The sequence below is a fragment of the Pseudomonas lijiangensis genome, assembly GCF_018968705.1.
In the GTDB taxonomy this organism is placed as follows: Bacteria; Pseudomonadota; Gammaproteobacteria; order Pseudomonadales; family Pseudomonadaceae; genus Aquipseudomonas; species Aquipseudomonas lijiangensis.
This window is the reverse complement of sequence record NZ_CP076668.1, coordinates 2,372,609-2,396,395: the sequence shown is the minus strand read 5'-3', so window position 1 is coordinate 2,396,395 and position 23,787 is coordinate 2,372,609. Positions and strand designations below refer to the sequence as shown.

The following is a 23,787-nucleotide window of genomic DNA, read 5'->3' as shown; positions in this document are numbered from 1 at the left end:
ACATAACCATAACCAGAAGATAGCGGCTCAACTTACAGCCGAGTCTTCCCATGCAGCGCTCTATCCTCAGCCTGGCGATCATGATCGCCACATCCGGCCAGGTTCTGGCGGACGATGTTCTCAACTTGCCGGAAATGCAAGTGACCGCCAGCAAACGAACCCAGGCCCAGGATCAGACCGATCTGGCGCTTTCGGTTGCCAGCGAGGCTGACCTTGAGCGCGCCAACGTCTACAACAGTGGCGAGCTGGAAAGAGTATTCCCCGAGTTGCTGGTGCGTAATACCGGTGCAAGTGTATTCCCGAGCCTGAGCATGCGCGGCATTTCGTCTTCGGACCCTTACAACGCCCCGGTAGCGATCTACGTCGATGGCGTCCCGCAGTACCTGGGCACCTTCAATCAGCAACTGCTGGATGTCGAACACATCGAGCTGCTAAAAGGCCCCCAAGGTACCCTGTACGGCCGCAACGCCCACGCCGGTGCGCTGAACATCATCACCCGCCAGCCGGACAACACGCCGACGGCAACCCTACAAAGCCGCTTCAGCAATCTGCATCAACAGGTCGCCGCCAGCGGCTCGGCACCACTGGTTGCGGACAAGCTGTTCATTCAGGGCACGGTCTACCACGATGACACTGACGGCGAACTGACCCGTAGCGAGCACCATGGCGACAGCGACAACGGTGGCGGCAATGTGGCGCTGACCTTCAGGCCCAACGAAGACTTCAGCCTGAAACTGGCCTATGCCCGCGACCGGCTGACCTCCTATAACGAGCAATACCTGGCCGACGAAACCTATGAAAAACACCGTGCCAGCGTGCCGCTCATGGAGTCGGTCTATGTGCGACGGGTGGAAACCAGCAGCGCAAGCATTGACTGGAACCTCAGCGATTCGCTGAAGTTGACGTCCATCACTTCCCTGCAGAATTACCGTCATGAGCGCCTGTTCGGCGACATGGGTTTTCTCTGGCCGGAAGCCCAGCGCACCGTCAGCCAGGAACTGCGCCTCTCCACCCAGGGTGAAGACCGTGCCTGGGATGCGGTCGGCGGCCTGTACTGGCAGAAGAGCCGCAGCCATTCAGAACGAACCCCGGACGCGGGCGCCCCGCTGTTCGGCGTATATGGCGCAGCCGACAGCCGTATCGAGAACACCGAAAAAGCCGTATTCGGCGAATTCATCTGGCACCTGGCACCGCGCTGGGACCTGACACTGGGCGCACGCCACAGCGAGGAAAAGGCCGAAACCACCTACAACCAAGTGGACGCGCTGTTCACGCCGGGCTTCGTCTATAAAGGCAATGACACTTTCACCAGCACCACGCCCAAAGTGGCCCTGGGCTTTCAGGCCACGCCAGATACGCGCCTGTACGCGTCGGTCAGCAAAGGCTTCAAGGCCGGTGGCTACAACCGCATCGGTTCGATCACCTCAGACTCCGTGGCCTACTCGCCGGAAAAATCCCTGAACATGGAGGTCGGCGTCAAATCCAGCCTGCTGGACAAACGTGTCTGGCTCAATGCCGCGCTGTACCGCATCGATATCGATGATGTGCAACAGTTCATCGGCGCTGCCGGCACCGGTACTCAGGCCTTGAGCAACATCGGCAAGGCCCGCAGCGAAGGCGCGGAAATGTCTCTGGACTGGCGCGCCGACGAAGCCACCCTGATTCGTCTGGCCGGTACCGTCAACCGCAACCGCCTGCTGGATTCCGATCGCCAGGGTAACAGCCTGACCTACACCCCCGGTCGCACCTTGCGCGCGTCGGCCGAACGCAGTTTCTACTTCGATAACCTGCTGGGCGAGCTGCGCCCGAGTGTCGGCATCAGCTACACCGGCCAGCATTACTTCGATGTGGACAACGAAGTTTCACAAGGCGGCTACAGCCTGGTGGACGCCCGCCTTTCCTGGCTGCCCAAACCTGACCTGGAACTGGCGCTGTACGGCAACAACCTGGGTGACAAGGATTATCGCACCTACTCCTACATCACCTCCGGTGCCCAGTTCAGTCAACCCGGCCAAGGCCGCGAGCTGGGCGTGAGCACCAAAATAACCTTCTGACGCGAGACACGTCGGGACAGGTGTAACGGGCGAAGCCGAAAAGCGCTTCGCTCTTTCAACGGAATCATCCACGGCCACGGCCTTTCAGCCGTCAGCCCGGCCCCGTGCACCCTCCTGAAAGGCACGGAAAACCATAGGAGTTCTGAATGAACCCACAACATGATGCTGTCGGCACCACCACAGCCGAGCCCCTGAGCCATACCGGGCTACTGAAACTGGCACCTGCCATGTTTGCCATCGCCATCGGTTGCGCCGTGGTCTCGACCCTGCTCAGCCTGGTGCCGCTGTGGTGCATCTACAAGATCGCGCAGACACTGCTGAGTACCGAACCCGATGCCCTGACAGCCCTGAACTGGGGGTTGGCAGCACTTGGAGCCGTGATATTGCGCTGGCTGATCATGACCGTCAGCCATGTGACAGCCCACCTGGCAGCCTTCGAGCTGTTGCGCCAGTTGCGCAGCCGCATTGCCCGTCATCTGGGCGAAGTCCCCCTGAGCTTTTTCAACCGCCACAGCAGCACGGACCTGCGTCGCACGATCAACGACGACGTCGGCTCTCTGGAAGGTTTTTTTGCTCACTCGCTCCCCGACTCCATAGCCGCCGCAGTCATGCCGCCGCTGACCCTGATCGTGCTGTTCTGCATCGACTGGCGACTGGCGCTGGCCTGTATTGCCCCGCTGCCCCTGGCTTTTCTGGCGCAGATGCTGATGGTCAAGGGCTCGGCCGAACGCATGGCCAAATGGCAAAGCCTGCAACAGCAGATTTCCCAGAGCTTCAGCGAGTACCTGCAAGGTATCCAGGTCGTGAAAAGCTTCGGCCTGACCAGCCTGCGCTTCGGCACGCTGAGCAAGGACATTCGCGGTGCCGCTGAATGGGTCGCCGGCTTTGCCCGCAAGAGCTCACTGTTCTGGGTGGTGTTCTCGGGCCTGCTCAGCGCCAATCTGATCATCGTTGCGCCGCTGGGCGCCGGGTTGCTGCTGGCAGGCAAGATCACCCTGGAAACCCTGCTGCTGTTTCTGCTTCTGGCGCCGGCGGTCTTGATGCCCCTGCTGCGCCTGACCTACATGCTCGGCGATCAGGTGCAGCGCAATGCGGCGCTGGCCCGTATCAACGAGGTGTTACTCAGCCCGGCGATGAGCGAGAACCCGGATGCCCGCATCCCCGATGCGCCGCTGGACCTGCGCCTGGAAAACGTCTGTCACGCCTATGGCGAAAGAAAAGCGCTGGATCAGGTCAGCTTCAGCGCCCAGGCAGGCCAGCTGACAGCGCTGGTCGGCCCCAGCGGCTCCGGCAAGAGCACCATAGCGCAACTGGTTTGCCGCCTGTTCGATGCCGACAGCGGCAGTATCACCCTGGGCGGCACGGATGTGCGTGACTGGCCACTGGAGCCCTTGCTGGAACGGGTCGCCTCGGTTTTCCAGCAGGTTCATCTGTTCGACGGCACTGTGCTCGACAACCTGCTGCTGGCCAGGCCCGATGCCGATCAGGCCAGCGTCGAAGCCGCAACCCGCGCCGCCTGCGCTCACGATTTCATTCAGCGTCTGCCCCAGGGTTATCAGACCCGGATCGGGGAAGGCGGCGCGCAACTGTCCGGTGGCGAACGCCAGCGCCTGTCCATTGCCCGTGCCCTGCTCAAGAACGCACCGGTGCTGATTCTGGATGAAGCAACCGCCTATGCCGACAGCGAAAACGAAGCGCTGATCCAGGAAGCGCTGGCCAATCTGTGCCGGAGCCGCACGGTTCTGATGATCGCCCACCGCCTGCATACCGTGACCGCCGCCCAGCGCATCGTCGTGCTGGACCAGGGTCAGGTGCGCGGGATCGGTCGTCATGAAGAGCTGCTTGCAGACTGCCCGCTGTATCAACAGCTCTGGCAGGACCACACACGTATTCGCCAATGGCAACTGAGCAGTACAGGAGTATCGGCATGATCGCCCATCTGATGCGCGCCGGTGAACGCCTGGCCGGCCAGCGCGACCCTCACCTGAATCAAGGCCTGCGCCTGGCCGTGCTGGAAGGCCTGCTGAGCGCCGCGCCTTATCCCTTGCTGTACTGGCTGCTCGACAGCCTGCTCAAGGGCACGGCCAGCACCTTGAGCGTGACCGGGCTGGCACTGGCGATGCTCGCCTGCCTGATTGCCCGAATCGTTACAGGCGCAATCGGCACGCCGCTGATTTTCACCGGGGCCTACGCCATGATGGCCAACGCCCGCATTCGCCTCGTGGACCATCTGCAAAAGCTGCCTCTGGGCTGGTTCGGCAAGACCCACAGCGGCGAAATCAGCGCCCGTGTCACCGGTGACCTGGCCCTGGTGGAGCATCTCTGGTCGCACTTTCTCGGCGTCTTTGCCCTTTCGCTGGCGAAGCTGGCCTTTCTCCTGATCTTCCTGTTCTGGCTGGAACCCGTGCTGGCCTGCGCCGTGCTGGCCATGCTGCCACTGGCCTGTCTTGCAATCTATGTAGCGATACGCAAGACCCTGGTCCATGCCGGCCGCATGCTCAGCACCCACAACCGCACCCAGGCGGCGTTACAGGAATATATCCAGGGCATTGCGGTGATTCGCAGCTTCGGTCGTTTCGGCAGCGCCCTGCAGCGTTTGAACAAGGTCATGGATGCTCAACATCAGGCGATGGTCAGCATCGAACTCAAACCGGCACCCTGGGTCGGGCTGTTCGGGCTGGTGATCGAAGCCGGTTACATCCTGATGGTGTTGCTGGGCTGCAACCTGCTGCTCAACGGGCAGTTGAGTATCGAGAACCTGCTGATCTTTACCGTGCTGTCTCTGCCGCTCTACCGCCAGGCCATCGACCTGGGTTTCTCCACGCTGCTGCTGCGCTTCGGTCATCTGGCCCTGACCCGCACCGAGCAGTTGCTGGAACAGGCTCCCATGCCGGAGCCATCGGCACCACGCAAACCCGGCTACTTCGATATCGAACTCGACAATGTGCATTTCAGCTATGCCGAGCGCGAAGCAACGGTTATCGACGGCCTCTCCTGCCATCTACCTGCTGGCACCCTGACCGCGCTGGTCGGCCCCAGCGGAGCCGGCAAAAGCACACTGGCGCATCTGGTCGCCCGGCTCTGGGACATCGACAGTGGTCACCTGCGTATTGGCGGCATCGAAGCCCGTGACATCGGCAGCCAGTACCTGCAGGAACACATTTCCATGGTCTTCCAGGACGTCACGCTGTTCTCCGGCACCGTGCTCGACAACCTGCTGGTGGGCAAGCCCGACGCAAGCGAGCAGGAAGTCATCCATGCCGCACGTCTTGCCCAGGCCCACGATTTCATCGAAGCCCTGCCCGACGGCTATGCCACGCGGATCGGGGAAGGTGGCGGCTGGCTGTCCGGTGGCGAACGCCAACGCCTGTCGATCGCCCGCGCCCTGCTCAAGAACAGCCCGATCCTGCTGCTCGATGAAGCCACTTCCAGCGTCGATCCGTCCTCGGAAGCCGCTATCCAGCGCGGGCTCGATGCGCTGGTCCGTGACCGCACGGTGCTGGTCATCGCTCACCGCCTGCACAACATCCAGCACGCCGACCAGATTCTGGTCATGGATCGCGGGCGCATCGCCGAACGAGGCCGCCATGACGAGCTTCTGGAGCTCAACGGTCTCTACGCACATTTATGGCATCAGCAGAGCCGGGCACGGCACTGGAACCTGAACACCTGAACCCTTACGCGCCGCGCAAACCCTGCGCGGCACGAGTACTTGTCTGGATGGAGTCTTACCATGTACACATCGACCAGAAAAGCCTCGACTACGCGCGGCACAACGCTTGAAGACTTCGACCCGGCAGCACTGGTCGAGGACATCGCCAAGCAACTTCGCCTGCCTGTAGAACAGCTGCCAGGCGATGCAAACCTTCTGCGGCTGGGCCTTGACTCGATGCACCTGATGGCCTGGCTCAATCGCTTTCGGCGCCTGGGCTTCAAGGTGACCCTGAGCGAGCTTTACGACCAGCCGACGCTGCAAGGCTGGCAAAACCTGCTGGCCAATGCCCGCGCCAGGGCTGCGACGACAACACCCCAGACAGCCGAACCCCTGCCGCGCATGAGCGATGGCCAGCCATTCCCGCTGACCGCCGTGCAGCACGCCTATCTGGTCGGTCGCTCCAGCGAGCAGCCACTGGGCGGCGTGGGTTGCCATCTGTATCAGGAGTTCGATGGTCACGGGCTGACCGCACAGGTGCTGGAGCCTGCGATCTATCAACTGATCGAACGCCATCCGATGCTCAAGACCCGCTTTCTGGCCAATGGTCTTCAGCAATGGCAGCCGCACTCTTCGTGGCCGGGCCTGAAGGTTCACGACCTGCGTCAGCACGACGAAGCTTCGCGCCAGCAAAGCCTGCTGCAATTGCGTGAACAACTGGGCCATCGCCGTCTGCAGGTCGAGACTGGCGAAACCTTCGACTTCCAGCTGTGCCTGCTGCCCGAAGGCAAGCACCGGTTGTTAGTCAATATCGACCTGCTGGTCTGCGATGCCGCCAGTTTCAACCAGTTGTTCGAGGAACTGATTGCCCTGATCGGCGAGCAGCCGCTGCCGCCCTCTTCCACCGACTACGACTTCTGCAGTTATCTGGCACAAGTCGGGCGCAACGATCAGACCCGAATCGAACAGGCCAAAGCCTGGTGGATGGCGCGTCTGGATGACTTGCCGCTGGCGCCGATCCTGCCATTGGCCCAGGAGCCCGAGCGTATCGAGCAGGTCCGTATCAGTCGCCGTCGCGGGCAACTGGACGCCGGGCAATGGCAAATATTCAAAGAACATGCAGGCCACCACGGCGTCACCCCGACCATGGCCCTGGCCACGCTGTTCAGCGCGGTATTGGGTCGCTGGAGCGGCCAACAGAAACTGCTGCTGAACCTGACCCTGTTCGACCGCCAGCCGCTGCATCCGGCGGTATCCGGCATGATTGCCGACTTCACCAATATCCTGCCGCTGCCTGTGGCCTGTCACGGCCAGACCTTTGCCGAACTGGCACTGGCCAACCAGCGGACCTTTGCCGAAGTCCATGAGCACAGCGCATGGTCCGGCGTCGAGGTGCTGCGCGAACTCAAGAAGCATCAGCGCCATCCCCACGGCGCGCCGTTGGTGTTTACCAGCAACCTGGGACGTCCGCTGTATGGCGAAGCCGAAGAAACCTCCATCGGTGAATTGGGCTGGGGCATTTCCCAGACCCCGCAAGTGTGGATCGACCACCTGGCGTTCGAGCACCGTGGCCAGATCATGCTGCAATGGGACAGCAACAACGACCTGTTCCCCGAAGGACTGACCGACACGCTGTTCGAGGTCTATTTCGAACAGGTCCTGGCCCTGATTGCAGACCCGGCTGGCTGGTCACGTCCGCTGCCGGAGCTGATGCCCGCCACGCAACGAGAAGTTCGCGAGCAGGTGAACGACACGGCGCAACCGGTGCCCGAAGGTCTGCTGCACGACGCGGTTTTCGCTCAGGCTCAAGCCACACCTGACGCCATCGCGCTGATTCAGGGCGAACGCCAATTGAGCTTCGCGCAGATGATCGACCAGGCCAGCCGCCTGGCGGGCAGCCTGCAGGCCAGAGGCGTCAAGGCAGGCGATACGGTCGCGGTGAGCATGTTCAAGGACATCGGCCAGATCATCGCCGTGCTGGGCATCCTCAAGGCCGGCGCCATTTACGTGCCCGTCCCGCCCGATCAACCACTGGCGCGACGCCTGGGGATCTATAAAGGTGCCGGGGTAAAATGCGTGCTGACCAGCGCCGAAGAAGCCCGGGAAACCGAGATCGACAATCGTCTCGACTGGCAACAGGCAATCCTTGGCGAACCGCTGCTGGAGCAAGTGCCGGTCGATGAGCAACAACCGGCCTACATCATCTACACCTCGGGCTCCACCGGCGAACCCAAAGGCGTGGTCATCAGCCATCGCAGCGCCCTGAACACCTGCGTGGATATCAGCCAGCGTCATGAGGTCGGCACAAACGACCGGGTACTGGCCCTCTCGGCGCTGCATTTCGACCTGTCGGTCTATGACATCTTCGGGGTACTCGGTTCAGGCGCCTCCATCGTGCTGGTCAACGAGCAGCAACGTCGCGACCCGGCGCTGTGGTGCGACCTGATCGTGAAGCATGGCATCACGCTCTGGAACAGCGTGCCGGCACTGTTCGACATGCTGCTGACCTACAGCGAAGGTTTCGAGCTGAACAGCCCGGCGCATCTGCGGGTGGTCATGCTGTCCGGCGACTGGATCGGCCTGGATCTGCCGGATCGTTATCACCAGTACCGTGCCGACGGCCAGTTCGTGGCCATGGGCGGTGCGACGGAAGCGGCGATCTGGTCCAACACCTGTACCGTGGCCCGTGTCGAGCCCCACTGGCGTTCGATTCCCTACGGCACGCCGCTGGCCAACCAGAGCTATCGCGTGGTGGATGAACTGGGTCGCGACTGCCCGGACTGGGTTGCAGGCGAACTGTGGATCGGCGGGATCGGCGTCGCCCAGGGCTACTTCAACGACCTCGAGCGCAGCGCCCGGCAGTTTGTCGAAGTGAACGGCGAGCCCTGGTATCGCACCGGCGACATGGGCTGCTACTGGCCCGATGGCACCCTGGAATTTCTCGGCCGTCGCGACAAGCAGGTCAAGGTCGGCGGCTATCGCATCGAACTGGGCGAGATCGACGCCGCGTTCAATCGGCTGGATGGCGTCAAGAGCGCCATCAGCATGGCCTTGGGCGAGCGGGAAAAAAGCCTGGTGGCCTTTGTCGTGCCTCAGGGCACAAGCCTGTGCAGCCCGGTAGAAGCCGACCCGCGCACACCGGCTGACTATGCGCACTGGCTGGCGTCTTCCTGGGCCACTGACATGTCGGCATCGCCAGACGCTCTACTGGCTGACTTCCTGATCCAGCATCTGGCACTCAACGGTCTGGATTTCAGCACACCGGTCAGCCTTGACGCTGCGCTGCAAGCCTATGGTGCTCAGGAACAATGGCACGGGCTGATGGGTCGCTGGCTGGACTGGCTGAGTGCCCAGGGCCACTTGCGCTGCAACGCCGATGGGCTATGGCAGCGCGCAGAGGCTGCCGGATCGCTCGGCAGCGCCGACAACGATTCGACTTACACACTCAAGGAAGCACTGAACGCTCACCACGACGCACTCGGCGATATCCTGCGCGGCCAGCGGAATGCCCGGACCCTGCTCGATCATCCGTACTGGTCGCCCGAACACCTGTTGATGCAAAGCGCTGGCAGCCACGCAGCCCTCGAACATCTGGCGACGTCCATTGCCAGCTTGAGCCAGAGCCTGCAACGCCCGGTGCGCCTGATCGAAGCCGGTGCCCGCAGCGCGGTGGGTGCCGTTCATCTGCTGGAGCGACTGAGCGCCGACCTGGTCCACTACACGGCTGTCGAGGCGTCACAGGCGCTGGTCCTCAAAGCCCGGGAACGTCTGGCCCGCTTTGCCCATGGCAAAGTCTGTCGCGACACCGATGCCGAACTCCAGACCCTGCGCCACAGCGCCGATGTGCTGCTGATCAACAACCAGCTGCATCGCATCGAGCAGCCGGAACTGGCGCTCCAGCGCTGGCTGAAACTCTGTGCACCGGGCGCCGCCGTCTGTGTGCTGGAGCTGGCCCAGGCATCCCCGCTGGCGCTGGTCAGTGCCGACCTGCTCAGTGAAGGTCAGAGCGCCGCGCAACAACTGCGCGATACGGACCACTGGCAAACCCTGCTGGCTCAGGCCGGACTGAGCAACGGTCATGCCGATCATCTGGGCGACATGCAACGGCTGGTGCTGCGCGCCAGCGACACGCTGCAAAAACCCGACGCTGCACGACTGGCCAAAGCCCTGGCCAGCGAACTGCCCGGTTATATGGTCCCCCAGCGCCTGTACTTTCTCGATGCCCTGCCCCTGACCGCCAATGGCAAGATCGACCACAAGGCGCTGGCCCAACTGTGCAAGCCAGCCGTCGAAACCCTCGATGACACCCAGGCACCCGGCACCGACAGAGAACGATTGCTGGCCCGTCTCTGGGAAGAGCTGTTGCAGACCGGCCCGGTGCATTGCCAGAGCCAGTTCTTTCAGCTTGGCGGCGATTCACTGCTGGCCACCCGACTGATCGGCGAACTGGGCAAGCATGGCTATCGTGCCCGACTCGATGACCTGTTCAACTTCCCCGGCCTGCAAGCCTTCGCCGCCACACTGGTGGCCGACCAAGGCGCACCCGCGACACAGCTGCAACATGATCCCGAAGGCCGCTATCGACCTTTTGCGTTGAGCGATGTGCAGGAAGCCTATCTGGTAGGCCGGCAGCCCGGCTTCGTGCTGGGTGGCGTGGGCGCACATTTCTTTGTGGAGTTCAGTGTCGAGCATCTGGATATCCCGCGTTTCGAGGCAATCTGGCAACAGCTGATTACCCGCCACGACATCCTGCGCGCGGTGGTGCGCGACGGTCGCCTGCAAGTCCTGGAGCAGGTTCCGGCCTTTGTGCCGCGGCGTCACCGCGTCAGCTCGTTGCAGGCTCCCGAAACCCTGGCATTGCGTGATCGTCTGTCCCATCAGGTGCTCGACCCGGAACAGTGGCCGCTGTTCGATGTACAGATTGCCGAAGATGGCGGCACCCACAGCAGCATTTTCATCAGTCTGGACAACCTGCTGCTGGACGGTATGAGCATGCAGATTCTGCTGGCCGAGCTGGAAGTGCTGTATCAGCAACCCGACCGTGAACTGGAGCCCATCGAGATCGGTTTCCGGGATTACCAGTGCCTGCGTGCCACACAACCCGAGGCCGTCAATGCTCAGGCTTACTGGCAGCGTCGCCTGGACAGCCTGCCACCAGCGCCACGCCTGCCGTTGCGCCGTGACCCGAGCGAAGTCGGTACACCGCGTTTCGTGCGTCTGGCCGAACGGATTCCGGCAGCCACCTGGGAATGCCTGAAAACTCAGGCGCACCAGCATCAGCTGACCCCTTCGGGCCTGCTGCTCAGTGCCTTTGCCGCCGTGCTGTCGGCCTGGAGCAGCGAGCGCGAGCTGACCCTGAACCTGACGCTCTTCGACCGTCAGCCATTGCACCCGCACATCGACCGGGTACTGGGCGACTTCACTTCCCTGCTGCTACTGGCCTGGCAACCCACCGGCCAATGGCTTGGCAGTGCGCAGCGCCTGCAACAACGACTCTGGCGCGACCTGGCCCAGCGCGATCATTCGGCGATCCGGGTGATGCGTGAACTGGCCAGACGCAACGGCATGGCCGCCGCGCAGATGCCGGTAGTGTTCACCAGTGCGCTGGGCTTCGACAAAGGCCGCTTCATGGCCGAATCGTCCTGGCTCAAGCCGGTCTGGGGCATTTCCCAGACGCCGCAGATCTGGCTGGACCATCAGGTCTACGAGTCGGAAGGCGATCTGTGCCTGAACTGGGACGCGGTCGAGGCGCTGTTCGAGCCCGCCATGCTGAACGCCATGTTCGCGCAGTACGTTGGTCTGTTGCGTCAACTGGCCGAACAGCCACAGGCCTGGGCCTTGCCTCTGGAGCAACTGGTCATCCGCCAACAGGCAAGCGATTCGGTCAGCGCCCTGCCCCGGGCACTGCCTGTGCAGCAACCGGTGGACACCGGCGGCCAGGTGGATGAACGGATCGTCGAGCAGATCCGCCAGAGCTTCAGCGAAGTCACCGGGCTGAAACTGCACGATGCCCGGCAGAACTTCTTCGATGCTGGCGCAAGTTCTCTGAAGCTGGTGCAACTGCATGTCCGTCTGTCCCGGCAGGGTTATCCGCAATTGCAGGTCACGGACCTGTTCGGCTACCCCAATGCCCACGCGCTGGCCCTGCACCTGAGCCAGAGCGCACCGGTCATCGAGGATCTGGAACAGGCCCGCCGCTCGCAACTGACCCAGCGCAATGCCAGGCGTCTGCGCCGCATCGGGAGTGTTTCATGACCCGCTATCTGCCTTATTGGTGCTACTACCTGCATCAAGGCATGCTCACTGCCTTGATGCTGCAAGGGGTGGTCGGCTACTTCCGTCATCAGGGGCTGGACCTTGCCAGCCTCAGTCTGCTGTCGCTGACGTTCCTGCCCTGGGTCGGCAAGTTTCTCTGGGCACCCTGGTGTGAACGCCACAGCATTGCGCTGCGTGGCAATCGCTATCTGGGCAGCCTGGTGATCCTGCAACTGTGCATGGCGGTGACCCTGCTGGTGCTCGGTTTTCTGGCACCGGAACACTCGATCTACCCGATCATGGCAGGCCTGATGCTGTTGGCGTTGCTGTCGGCCAGTCACGACATCTATGCAGACGGCATCACCATTACCACCTGTGATGCTGCCAGCCGCCCGTTTGCCAATACCGCGCAAGTGGGCGGCAGTTATCTGGGCGTGGTGTTCGGCTCTTTCGTGTTTCTGTATCTGGCCGAGGGCTGGGGCTGGCGTGCGGGTTTCATCGGGATGGCAGCCGTGTCATTGCTGCTGTTGCTGCCGGTGGGCCTGCTGCCTGCCAGCAAGGCCGGGACCGAGCCGACACGGCGCCCGAGGCTGGACCTCAGCAGCTTCACCGCCCTGTGGCCTGCCCTGTGCCTGACTGCGATCTACTACCTGGCCATGCGCGGACTGATGGCCGTGCAAACCGTTCTGCTGCTGGATCAGGGTTTGAACCTCGGGGATCTGGGCTTTGTAACAGCACTGTACGGCACCGTTGCCAGCGCGATTGGCGTATTCCTCGGAGGCTGGATGGCCAGGCGTTTCGGTGCCTGGCACTGCCTGTTGCCTGCCATGGGCATCCACGCCGCGATTGCCGTTGCAGCCGCTCTGGGTGCCACGCTCTACAACCTCACGGCCTGGCTGGCGCTGTTCGCGCTGGTCAATGTCGCAGCGGCCATCAGCTTCGTCACGCTCTACAACCTGCTGATGGGCGTTGTGCGTGCCCATCAACCGGCCTCCGACTATGCCCTGCTGCAATCGGTGGATGCGGCCATCGCCATGCTCGGCTCAATGGCCGCCCTGCAAGTCGCCCACTACCTGGGCTATCCAGCGCTGCTGACCATTCTGTCGGCCATTGCCTGCCTGTGTCTGTGGCCCGCGCTGCGACTGCGCCACCGCCTTGAACGCACCTCATCCACTTCTTCTACTTCTGCCACTCCTGCCCAAGAGGTCATTCATGCACACCGTTGAAGAGTTCTACGGCACCAGTGAACCCATTGCAGTCATTGGTCTGGCTTGCCGTTTCCCTGGAGCCAGTGACAGTACCGAGTACTGGCAAAACCTGCTGGACGGTCGCGAATGCAGCCGTCGTTTCAGCCGCGAAGAACTGCTGGCCGCCGGGTTGGACCCGGCGCTGATCGACAACCCTGACTTCGTCAATGTGGCCTCCACCATCGACCACCCTGACCGGTTCGATGCTGCGCTGTTCGGCTACTCGCGTCAGGAAGCCGAGTCCATCGATCCTCAGCAGCGCCTGTTTCTGCAGACCGTCTGGCACGCTCTGGAACATGCCGGTTTTGCACCTCGCGACGTACCTCACAAAACCGGGGTGTTCGCTTCCGGGCGCATGAGCACCTATCCGGGCCGCGAAAACATCCGCGTGACCGAAGTGGCGCAGGTCAAGGGGCTGCAAGCCCTGATGGGCAATGACAAGGATTACCTGGCCAGCCGCGCCGCCTACAAACTCAACCTGCGCGGTCCGGCCATGACGGTGCAGACAGCCTGCTCCAGCTCCCTGGTCGCCGTGCACATGGCGTGTGAAAGCCTGCGCAGCGGCGAATGTTCCATGGCCGTTGCCGGTGGTGTTGCGGTGTCGTTTCCGCAACAGGCCGGTTACCTCTATCAGCCGGGCATGATTTTCTCGCCGGATGGTCGCTGTCGCCCTTTCGACGCCAGCGCCCAGGGCACCTTTGCCGGCAACGGCGTCGGTGCAGTGACCCTGCGCCGCCTGGAAGATGCCCTGCGCGACGGCGATCCGATTCTTGCGGTGCTGCGCGGCAGTGCGATCAATAACGACGGTCATCACAAGGTCGGCTACACCGCGCCATCGGTGGTCGGTCAGCGTGAAGTCATCAGCGATGCGCTGCTGCTGGCCGATATCGAATGCTCCAGCATCGGCATGATCGAGGCCCACGGCACCGGCACGCCACTGGGCGACCCCATCGAAGTGCAGGCGCTGCGCGACGTATTCGCCCAGCGCAGCGATATCGGTGGCTGTGCCCTGGGTTCGGTCAAGGGCAACCTCGGCCATCTGGACACGGCAGCCGGTATCGCCAGCCTGATCAAGACCGTACTTGCCGTCAGCCATGGGCGCATTCCGCCCAGCATCAACTTCGAACAGGCCAACCCTGCACTGCAACTGGAAAACAGCCCGTTCCGGGTCCCGACCCAGGCTCGTGAGTGGCCAGCCGGACCACGTCGAGCCGGTGTGTCCTCCTTCGGGATCGGCGGCACCAACTGCCATGTGGTCGTCGAAGCCATACCCGAACACTTGCGCAACACCCGCCCGAAGCCAGAAGCCAGCGCCCTGCTGCTCAGTGCTGCCAGCCAGGCATCGCTGCGGCAACTGGCCGGCCGCTACGCCTTGCAACTCAAGAACAGCGACGCTGCGGCCAATCTGGCCCATACCGCACTGCATGGCCGCCAGCTGGATTTGCCTTACCGCCTTGCCGTGCCGCTGCACGATGAAACGGCACCGGCACTCGAAGCCTTTGCCCAGGGCAACAGCGATGCATTGCTGCATGAAGGCCATGCCCGACAGGCCGCACAGCTCTGGCTGTGCAGTGGCCAGGGCAGCCAATGGGCAGGCATGGGCAAAAGTCTCTACGGCCAGTCCAAGGCCTTTACCGAAAGTCTGGACCGCAGCTTCGCAGCCTGCGCCGCGCACCTTCAGCCTTCACTGCAATCGGTGATGTTCGGCGAGCATGAGGCACTGATCGACCGCATGGATTACGCGCAACCGGCCATCGTCGCCTTTGCCGTGGCCATGGCTGCCCATTGGCGTGAACAAGGCCTGACACCGGATCTGCTGATCGGTCATTCGGTGGGTGAGTTCGCGGCCGTGGTGATCGCCGGGATCTATCGTCTGGAAGACGTGCTGCCGCTGGTCATTACCCGTGGTCGCCTGATGAACCAGAGCGCCGCCGACGGCGCGATGCTTGCCGTCTTCTGCGACGCCGCAACCCTGGAACCTCTGGCTCGCCAGCATGGCGTCGAAATTGCCGTGCATAACGCCGAACAGCATCTGGTGGCTTCGGGCAATCGTGATGGCATCGAGGCGCTGACCCAGACGCTGCAAGAGCAGCAGATTCGCCATAACCGCCTGAGCGTGGCCGGTGCAGCGCACTCCCGCCTGCTCGACCCGATCCTCAACGAGTTCCAGCAAGCCTGCGCCCGCCTACACGCCAACCCCGCAAAAACCCCGCTGATCTCGACCCTGACCGGCCAGCCACTGACTCAGGCCGAACTGGAAAGCGGCGATTACTGGCGTCGGCACATGCGCGAGCCGGTGCGTTTCCATCAGGCGCTGCAACAGGCACTGGAAACCGGCGTCGGCATCAGCCTCGAACTGGGCCCCGATGCGCCGCTGACTGGCATCGGCACTCGCCTGCAACAACCGGGCGTGTCCTGGATCGCCAGCGCCCGACGCCACAAGCCTGCGCAGACGGTGTTGCAGGACAGCCTGCTGCGCCTGTTCGCCGCCGGAGCCAGCCTGCCATGGCGCGAACTGTTGCCCGCCAGCGGGCAACGCATCCAGGCACCGCTTTATGCCTTCGATGAACAGCGCTACTGGTGCGATACCCCGACCCGGGCACTGGCGGTGGAGCAACAGGACCCATTGCTGGAAGCCGGTCGCAAGGTCGTCGTGCAGGAAGGCGCGAGCCTGGACATGCCGCGTCTGGAACGCCTTTATGTATGCGTGACCAGGCTGCACGCGATCTATGTCGATCAGATGGTTCGTCAGTGCATGGGTGAACGCATCGATGCCGGCGCTCCCGCGCTGGATATCCTGCGTGGCGGGCGCCTGCTGCCTCGTCACCGGCAACTGCTGGTACGCCTGCTCAATGCCTGTGTGGAGGACGGTTACTACACCTTGGAACAAGGCCGCTATCGCACTGCCATTCCCGTGCCTTACGAGCAACGTGCAGCCCTGCTCAAGGAGCTGCGCGACTGCTGCGAAGGCCTGGACGTGATCGCCGAAACGGTCGAGCGCGCTGGCGAGCAGCTTTTCGCAATGATGAACGGCTCCGTCGAACCCGTGGCAGTGATCTTCCCGGAAAGTGCATCGAGCGGCGTGGAAGTGCTGTATCAGCAATTCAGCTTCGGTCGCTATTTCAACCAGATCGCCGCAGGCGTGATAACCGGGCTGATCAACCAGAACCGGCAGAACGGTGGTGGCCCGCTGCGCATTCTGGAAGTCGGTGGCGGTACAGGCGGCACCACCGCCTGGCTGTTGCCGGAACTCAAGGACGTGGCGGATGTGCGGTATTGCTTCACCGATATTTCCGCGCTGTTCAGCCGCCGTGCCGAAGAAAAATTCAGCGAATACGACTTTGTCGATTACGCCCAGTTCGACCTGCAAAAACCCGCCAGCGAGCAAGGTTTCCAGGCCGGCCACTATGACCTGATCGTCGCCGCCAACGTGATCCACGCCACCCAGCATGTGGGCCAGACGCTGCAGAACCTGCGCCCGTTGCTCAAACCCGGTGGCGGTCTGTTGATGCGTGAAATCACCCGCCCGATGCGGCTTTTCGATTTCGTCTTCGGCCCGCTGGTACTGCCGCTGCACGACGAACAGGCCCGTGGCGGCGAACTGTTCCTGTCCACCGAGCACTGGCAGCAGCAATGCCGGGAAAGCGGTTTCGAACGCCTGGACTGGCTGCCGGACGATGGCAGCGCCACCGCCAATATCAGCGAACATATTTTGCTGGCCCGCACCGAGGCCTCCAGCGTCATTGCCAGCACGGCCAGTGCCGGACACGACAGTGGCAGCGCCGTTCTGGGTCGGCAACTGGGTGAAAGCCTCTATCAGCCCGACTGGAGAGACTGCGCCGGACAAACCGAGCGCTGGCAGACGCGTCTTCAGCAGGCATGCAATGAGTTGGCCGCCCGGCATGGAGATACACGTCAGGTTCCAGTATTCACTCAGCCTGTCGCGCTGCCGGAACGGCTGGACGGTCTGTCGCTGGAATGGTGTGCAAGCCCGTTCGGCATCGCTCGCGTGACACTCAAGCAGCGCAATGAGCAAGGGCAATGGCTCCTGCTGGCAAGTGCCGATAACCAGCAATCCGCCAACGCTTCTCTGCCAGCATTGAAGGCAGCATTGAAGGCAGCGCCCGGCACTCATTACGCCTGGCAGTGGCAACCCCTGAAGGTGCAGGACACCGCGATACCGTCGCTGCGCATTGAACCGGCCAGCGCACGACCGGCGCTGGCCGCCGTGGGCATCGCTCACGATCCTGACGCCAAGGCCTGCCTGCTGATCGTGGAAAACGGCGAGTTGCAAACCATCACCACCGACGTGCTCGACACCCTGAACAGCAACACGGATCAACCCTTGCTGGTGGTCACCCGCAATGCCTGGGCAACGACCTCCGTGAATCCGGAGCAACGTGCAATCTGGGGCCTGTTGAAGGTTGCCAGTGCCGAGCAACCGGAGCGGGCGTTGGCAGCTATCGATCTGGAGGGCCGTGAGGAATGGCAACAGCTCTTGCCTGCACTGAGCGCCGTTTCTGCTCCCAGTGGGAGGGGGCTTGCCCGCGACGGCGGTGCCTCATGGTTCGCAATACGCAATGGCCAGCTACAAATCCAGACACTGGCCATCCAGCCCCAGAGTACCGCCAACCTGCCCGCGCAAAGCTTTACCGGCAATGGCTGGCATATCGTGACCGGTGCCTTTGGCGGGCTGGGTCGCTTGAGTGTCGAGTGGCTGGCTCATCATGGTGCCCGCCGCATCGCCCTGCTCGCCCCTCGTTGCCCTGAAGATGCCGGGCAATGGTTCGCCCGCCTGCAACAACAGCACAACTGCGAACTGCGCTGGCTCGACTGCGATGTCAGCGACCCGGCTTCACTGGGCATGTGCCTGGAAGACCTGCAACTGGACGGCGGCCTGAACGGTGCCATTCATAGCGCCGGACTGCTGGACGATACGCCGCTGGCCAACCTCGACAACAGCCGCATGCAACCGCTGTTGCAGGTCAAATGTTCGGCCGCCCGCCAGCTCCAGACCGCGCTGGCCGATCAGGGCCGCTACCTGCTGCTCTACTCCTCGGCCGCCGCCAGCCTCGGTGCGCCGGGCCAAGGTGCCCATGCACTGGCCAGTGCCTATCTGGACGGTCTGGCCGAGGCTACCCCAGATTCGAACCTGCGCACCATCAGCATTGCCTGGGGCGCCTGGGGTGAAATCGGTCGCGCCGCCAAAGACAACCTGCATGCCAGGCTGGCTGAAGGCGGAATGGGCACGCTGCAAACCGGCGAAGGCCTCTGGCATCTGGAACAGGCGGTCATGCGCGGTGCGCCATGGCACTTGGCAATGCGTGTGAATCAGGCACGCATCGATCCACGTCGCAAGCTGTTCGCGCAGCAGGACGAGCAACCTGCGGCCCGACCACAGGCCAGGAACACGCGGCAGACCGATGCCATTGCGGCACCGATCCTGACCGGCGAAGCGCAGGCCGATCGTCAGGCATTGAGCCAGTGGCTGAGCGCATCGATCTGCCGACAATTGCGCCTGGGTTCCGACTCTGCACCGGCGGAAAATCAGGACCTGATGCAACTGGGCCTGGACTCTCTGCTGTTTCTGGAACTGAGCAGCGATATCCAGCGCCAGCTGGGCATCCGCCTGGACGCCGAACAGGCCTATCGCGACCTGAGCATCCGCGGCCTGAGCGCCCTCTTGCTGGCCGATGCCGGAAAAGCACAAGTGGCCTCGAACGATCTGCAAATCGTGCCCGATCCGAAGGCCCGCTTTGAACCCTTCCCGCTGACACCGATTCAGCACGCCTACTGGCTGGGCCGTACCGACCTGATCGAATACGGCGGCGTGGCCTGCCATGTGCTGTTCGAGTGGGACAAGGCCTATGCCGACTTTGACCTGAACCGTTTCGAGCGGGCCTGGAATGCGCTGATCGCACGCCACGACATGCTGCGCATGGTAGTGGACAGTGACGGTCGGCAACGCATTCTGGAGCAGACGCCCTGGTACAGACTGCCACGCAATGACCTGCGCGACCTGCCTCAAGCGCAACAGCAGGAACGCTTGCTGGGCATTCGCGAAGAGATGTCGTATCGGGTACTGCCCGCCGACCGCTGGCCGCTGTTCGAAGTCACGGTCAGCGAACTGGATGCCGGCAACTGCCGCCTGCACATGAACCTCGATCTGCTGCTGTTCGATGTACAGAGCTTCAAGGTGATGATGGATGATCTGGCCACCGCGTATGCCGGTCAGGACCTCGCGCCTCTGCAATTGACCTTCCGCGACTACGTGCTGACCGATCTGGCCCAGCGCGACAGCCTGCAATGGCGGCAGTCCTGGCGTTACTGGCAGGACACCCTGGAGCACCTGCCGCCTGCACCGCAGTTGCCCATGGCCGCCGTGCCGCAACAGGGTCAGCCACGTTTCCGTACCCTGCAGGCCACTCTGGGTGCCGGGCACTGGAGCCGCTTCAAGACGCAATGCCAGCAATCGGGCGTCACCGCCTCGGCCGCCTTGCTGGCGCTGTTCGCCCAGACCCTGGAAAGCGTCAGCCGCACGCCGGATTTCACCCTCAACCTGACCTATTTCAACCGCCGTCCGCTGCATCCGCAGGTTCAGCAGTTGATCGGCGACTTTACGTCGGTGCTGTTGATCGACTTCCAGCTGGGACGCGGCGACAGCCTGCGCCAGGTCATGGAAAGTACCCAGGCACGTCTCTGGCAGCGTCTGGCCCACACCAGCGTCAACGGCGTGGAACTGATGCGCGAGCTAGGACGCCGTCAGGGCCAGAGTCGTCAACCCGCCATGCCGGTGGTGTTCACCAGCATGCTCGGCCTGTCTCTGGACGGTAAGGCCATCGATCAGGCCATGACCTCGACCCTGGGCGACCCGGTGCATGTCTTTACCCAGACGCCACAGGTCTGGCTCGACCATCAGGTCATGGAGATCGACGGTGAGCTGGTGTTCAGCTGGTACTGCATGGAAGACGTGCTGGCCGACAGCTTGATCGACAACCTGTTCCAGGCCTATGGCGAGCTGTTGCAGAAGCTGGCAAGCCAGCCCCAGGGTTTCGATGGCCAGCCCGATCTACCGCGTCACGACTGGTCGGTCAATCTGGACGGCGAACGCTTCGATCCGCAAGCCCTTGAGGCGCAGTTGCGCCTGGCTCCCGGCGTGCAGACGGCAAGAGTCACGGTGGACAGCGACGGCCGCACCCTGCTGGGCGAACTGGTCGCCCGGGAGTCGGCTGCACGCGATGACAGCATCCTCGCCCCGCTGCCACTGCCGCTGAACGAGTTGCCGGACCTGAGCGAGGCTCAGCGCCAGGAAGTGGACCTGACCTGGCAGGCCCTTGAAAGTCGCGCCCGTCAGGGGATCCTGGCGACACTGCAAAAGCACGGGCTGTTCACTGAAGCCGGCCAGACCCATGATCTGGCTCAGGTGATGGCCCGCCTGGGAGCACTGCCGCAATTTGGCGGGCTGCTGCGCCAATGGCTGGCCATGCTCTGCCAGCAAGGCTGGATCAGACAAGAAGGCAAACACTTCCAGACCCTGCACCCGGAAGTCACACCAACCACAGTGCAGACGCTGCCAGCTGCTGACTGGAGCCAGACACTTTCCACCTATCTGGATGCCTGTATCGAGTTGCACGGGGAACTGCTGCGTGGTGATCGCTCACCGCTGAGCCTGCTGTTCGGCAACAGTGACGAGGTCGTGAAAGCCCTGTACAGCAACAACCCGGTTCTCCATTGCCTGAACAGCACACTGGCACTGACCGCCAAGGCCCTGGCCGGAAACCGTCGGGACCTGCGGGTGCTGGAAGTGGGTGCCGGTACCGGCGCCACCACCCATCATTTGCTGCCGATGCTGGAAAGCCATCTGAGCGAATACCGTTTTACCGATGTCTCCAGTCTGTTCCTCAAGCAGGCGCAGGAACGCTTCGCAGCCTGGCCGCAACTGACCAGCTCGATTCTGGACCTGAACAGGCCCGTGGACTTCAGCGAGCATCCGGCACAAGGCTACGACCTGGTCGTGGCCGTCAACGTGATGCACGACGCTTCCCATGTGAAGCGCTCACTCAAGCGCTTGCACAGCCTGTTGCGCAGTGGCGGGCACTTGTTGCTGCTGGAGGCCACCGAGCGCGACAGCGCCCTGCAACTGGCAAGCATCGGGTTCATCGAAGGCCTGAGCAACTTTGAAGACGAGCGCAGCGAGGACGACAAGGCCATGCTGGACCTGCCGCGCTGGCGCAATGCCGTGCAGGAGTCGGGTTTCAGTTGGGTGATGAACTGGCCGCAACAGGCACAGGACAGCATGCGTCAGCACTTCATGCTGGCCCGTGCCGAAGGCAATAGTCATCTGGATCTGGCAGCCATGCAGGCCGATCTCGCACAACAGACACGCTGGCCACTGGCATTGCGGCAGGTAGAACACCTGTTGACCGAAGCTGAAAACCAGCGAGCCGAAGCAGACAGCAGCGAGTCCCGTCCCGCCGCCGTCGTGAGCCCGCAAACGTTGAATGCGGTCGCCCAGCTCTGGCAGGAACTGCTCGGGCAAACCCTGGATGCCGAGAGCGACTTCTTCCAGAGTGGCGGCGACAGCCTGATCGCGACCCGCATGATCGCGCGCCTCAACCGCATGGGTTACCCCGGCAGCAGCCTGCGCAATCTGTTCGACAACCCGCGCCTGGGCGATTTCTGCGCCACCTTGCAGACCACCGAAATCCGCTCCGACGACAATCCGCTGGCCCTGGCCCGTGGGCGCAACACGCTGCCGATGTTTGTGTTCCATGCGTCCGATGGCGAGATAGGGGCTTACCTGTCGCTGGCTCAGGCGCTGGATCTGCAGGTCTTCGGCCTTCAGGCCGCCGATGCGCTGGGCGCTCAGTCATTGCAGGAGCTGGCGGCGAATTACGTACGCGCCATTCGCCGTCAACAGGCCAGCGGGCCGTACGTGCTGCTGGGCTGGTCCTACGGGACCTTCGTGGCCGAGGCCGCAGCTCATCTGTTGCAGCGTGAGGGTCAACAGGTGCGCCTGATCCTGCTGGATCCGGTCTGCCGTGAGGACTTCCACTTCGAGAACCGTTCGGGACTTCTGCGCCTGATGGCCCAGGGCGCGAAGACCGTTGAACTGCCGGATGATCTGGAACAGCTCTCCCCGTCCAGACAACTGGAAGTGTTCATGGGCAACGCCACACAGGCCGGAGTCCTGAAGAACCCACCGGAGCCGGAGCAGGCCCGACAGTGGCTGCAACGCATCGAGCACCTGATGAAGCTGCTCACCCGCCATTCGCGTCCTCAGCACCTCAACCTGCCGTGCCTGTGGCTGACCGCCGAAGGACGCCCGCAGCACTGGCAACCCGCCGAACAGGACTGGCAGGACTGGGCTGCACAGGCCAGTCGCCAATCCATGGCCTGCGATCACTGGCAATTGCTGCTCGAACCGCAACAGGTCGAGCGCACCGCTGCCGCCATCAACGCCTGGCTGGCCGCGACCCACAAGGAGCATCAGCAATGAGTACACCTTTGAAGGTCCTGATAGTCGGGGCCAAATTCGGCGAGTTGTACCTCAATAGTTTTCTGGACGAACAGCCGGGCCTGCAACTGGCTGGCCTGCTGGCCAATGGCAGCCCGCGCTCACGGTCGCTGGCCAATGCCTTCGGCATCCCGCTGTACACCGACATCGGGCAATTGCCCGGCGATCTGGACATTGCCTGTGTCGTGGTGCGATCGGCCATTGTTGGCGGTGTCGGCGGTCAGCTCACGGAAAAACTGTTGCGCCGTGGCCTGCATGTCATTCAGGAACACCCGGTTCACCCGGATGAAATCGCCCGTCACCAGCAACTGGCCGCGCAGTCCGGGTTGCATTACATCGTCAACAGCTTCTACCCGCACACTGAAGCCGGTCGTTGCTGGACCGGTGCGGCGCAACGTGTCAGTGAGTTGCTCGACGGCCAGAAACCGCAACTGGCGCAACTGACCACCAGTCGCCAGTTGCTCTATTCGAGCCTGGACCTGTTGCTGCAAGCCGTGGGTTGTGAGCTGGCGGCCCAGGCCAGCGTCAGCCTGCTGGATCGCGATTCGGACTTCCACACCCTGTCGCTCAACTTGCCCGGCAGCCGTGTGCTGCTGCGCCTGCAAAGCTGGATGGACCCCGACGACCCGGACCTGCACAGCCTGGTCATGCACCAGTTGAACCTGGCCTGGAGCAGCGGTTATCTGTCGCTGGACGCCAGCTATGGCCCGGTCAACTGGACACCCACGCTGCATGACGACAGCCATGGCGATGATCGGCAAACGCTCTATGCCAGCACCGCAACTTATCTGGAGCGGGCTACAGCATTGCCGCTGCATCCGGCGGCCAGCCACTGGCGCAGTGCCCATGAAATCGAAGGACCGGCGGGCGTCGCCTGGCTGTTGCAGCGCCTGAAAGCCTGTATTCAGGGCGAGCCTGTCGCAGCCGGCCTGAGCGGCGACTACCAACTGGCGCTGGCCCGGCTCTGGCAGGAAACCCTGCGCTGCGCCGGGCCTGCCGAGCAGCGTTCGGCTGCGCCGCCGCGCATCATCGATGCCGGACAATTGCGGGCGGAGGTCTGAC

General features: G+C 62.9%; 7 protein-coding genes. All 7 read left to right on the top strand.

Features of this window, described 5'->3' with window-relative positions:
- Positions 1-50 precede the first annotated feature (50 nt).
- The gene (locus KQP88_RS10415; RefSeq protein WP_216705608.1) at positions 51-2,054 is read left to right on the top strand and encodes a TonB-dependent receptor; all 2,004 of its coding nucleotides are present in this window, start codon (positions 51-53) and stop codon (positions 2,052-2,054) included.
- A gap of 146 nt (positions 2,055-2,200) precedes the next feature.
- The gene (locus KQP88_RS10410) at positions 2,201-3,985 is read left to right on the top strand and encodes an ABC transporter ATP-binding protein (protein ID WP_216705607.1); all 1,785 of its coding nucleotides are present in this window, start codon (positions 2,201-2,203) and stop codon (positions 3,983-3,985) included.
- Complete coding sequence (locus KQP88_RS10405; protein WP_216705606.1) at positions 3,982-5,727, top strand: ABC transporter ATP-binding protein; 1,746 nt, start codon at positions 3,982-3,984, stop codon at positions 5,725-5,727. Before KQP88_RS10410 ends, KQP88_RS10405 begins: the two co-directional genes overlap by 4 nt.
- Before the next feature lie 60 nt (positions 5,728-5,787).
- Positions 5,788-11,961 carry a non-ribosomal peptide synthetase gene (locus tag KQP88_RS10400; RefSeq protein WP_216705605.1) on the top strand — a complete coding sequence of 2,058 codons (6,174 nt, stop codon included), beginning with the start codon at positions 5,788-5,790 and terminating at the stop codon, positions 11,959-11,961.
- Positions 11,958-13,187, top strand: a complete 1,230-nt coding sequence (locus KQP88_RS10395) for an MFS transporter (protein WP_216705604.1) — start codon at positions 11,958-11,960, stop codon at positions 13,185-13,187. The genes KQP88_RS10400 and KQP88_RS10395 overlap by 4 nt, the downstream gene beginning before the upstream one ends.
- Positions 13,174-22,707 carry a type I polyketide synthase gene (locus KQP88_RS10390; protein WP_216705603.1) on the top strand — a complete coding sequence of 3,178 codons (9,534 nt, stop codon included), beginning with the start codon at positions 13,174-13,176 and terminating at the stop codon, positions 22,705-22,707. The genes KQP88_RS10395 and KQP88_RS10390 overlap by 14 nt, the downstream gene beginning before the upstream one ends.
- Complete coding sequence (locus KQP88_RS10385) at positions 22,704-23,786, top strand: Gfo/Idh/MocA family oxidoreductase (RefSeq protein WP_216705602.1); 1,083 nt, start codon at positions 22,704-22,706, stop codon at positions 23,784-23,786. The genes KQP88_RS10390 and KQP88_RS10385 overlap by 4 nt, the downstream gene beginning before the upstream one ends.
- The last annotated feature ends 1 nt before the right edge of the window (position 23,787 follow it).

Excerpts from the sequence above, each read along its gene's own strand:
- KQP88_RS10415 (WP_216705608.1), top strand. The coding sequence starts at position 51 with ATGCAGCGCTCTATCCTCAGCCTGGCGATCATGATCGCCACATCCGGC.
- KQP88_RS10410 (WP_216705607.1), top strand. The coding sequence starts at position 2,201 with ATGAACCCACAACATGATGCTGTCGGCACCACCACAGCCGAGCCCCTG.
- KQP88_RS10405 (WP_216705606.1), top strand. The coding sequence starts at position 3,982 with ATGATCGCCCATCTGATGCGCGCCGGTGAACGCCTGGCCGGCCAGCGC.
- KQP88_RS10400 (WP_216705605.1), top strand. The coding sequence starts at position 5,788 with ATGTACACATCGACCAGAAAAGCCTCGACTACGCGCGGCACAACGCTT.
- KQP88_RS10395 (WP_216705604.1), top strand. The coding sequence starts at position 11,958 with ATGACCCGCTATCTGCCTTATTGGTGCTACTACCTGCATCAAGGCATG.
- KQP88_RS10390 (WP_216705603.1), top strand. The coding sequence starts at position 13,174 with ATGCACACCGTTGAAGAGTTCTACGGCACCAGTGAACCCATTGCAGTC.
- KQP88_RS10385 (WP_216705602.1), top strand. The coding sequence starts at position 22,704 with ATGAGTACACCTTTGAAGGTCCTGATAGTCGGGGCCAAATTCGGCGAG.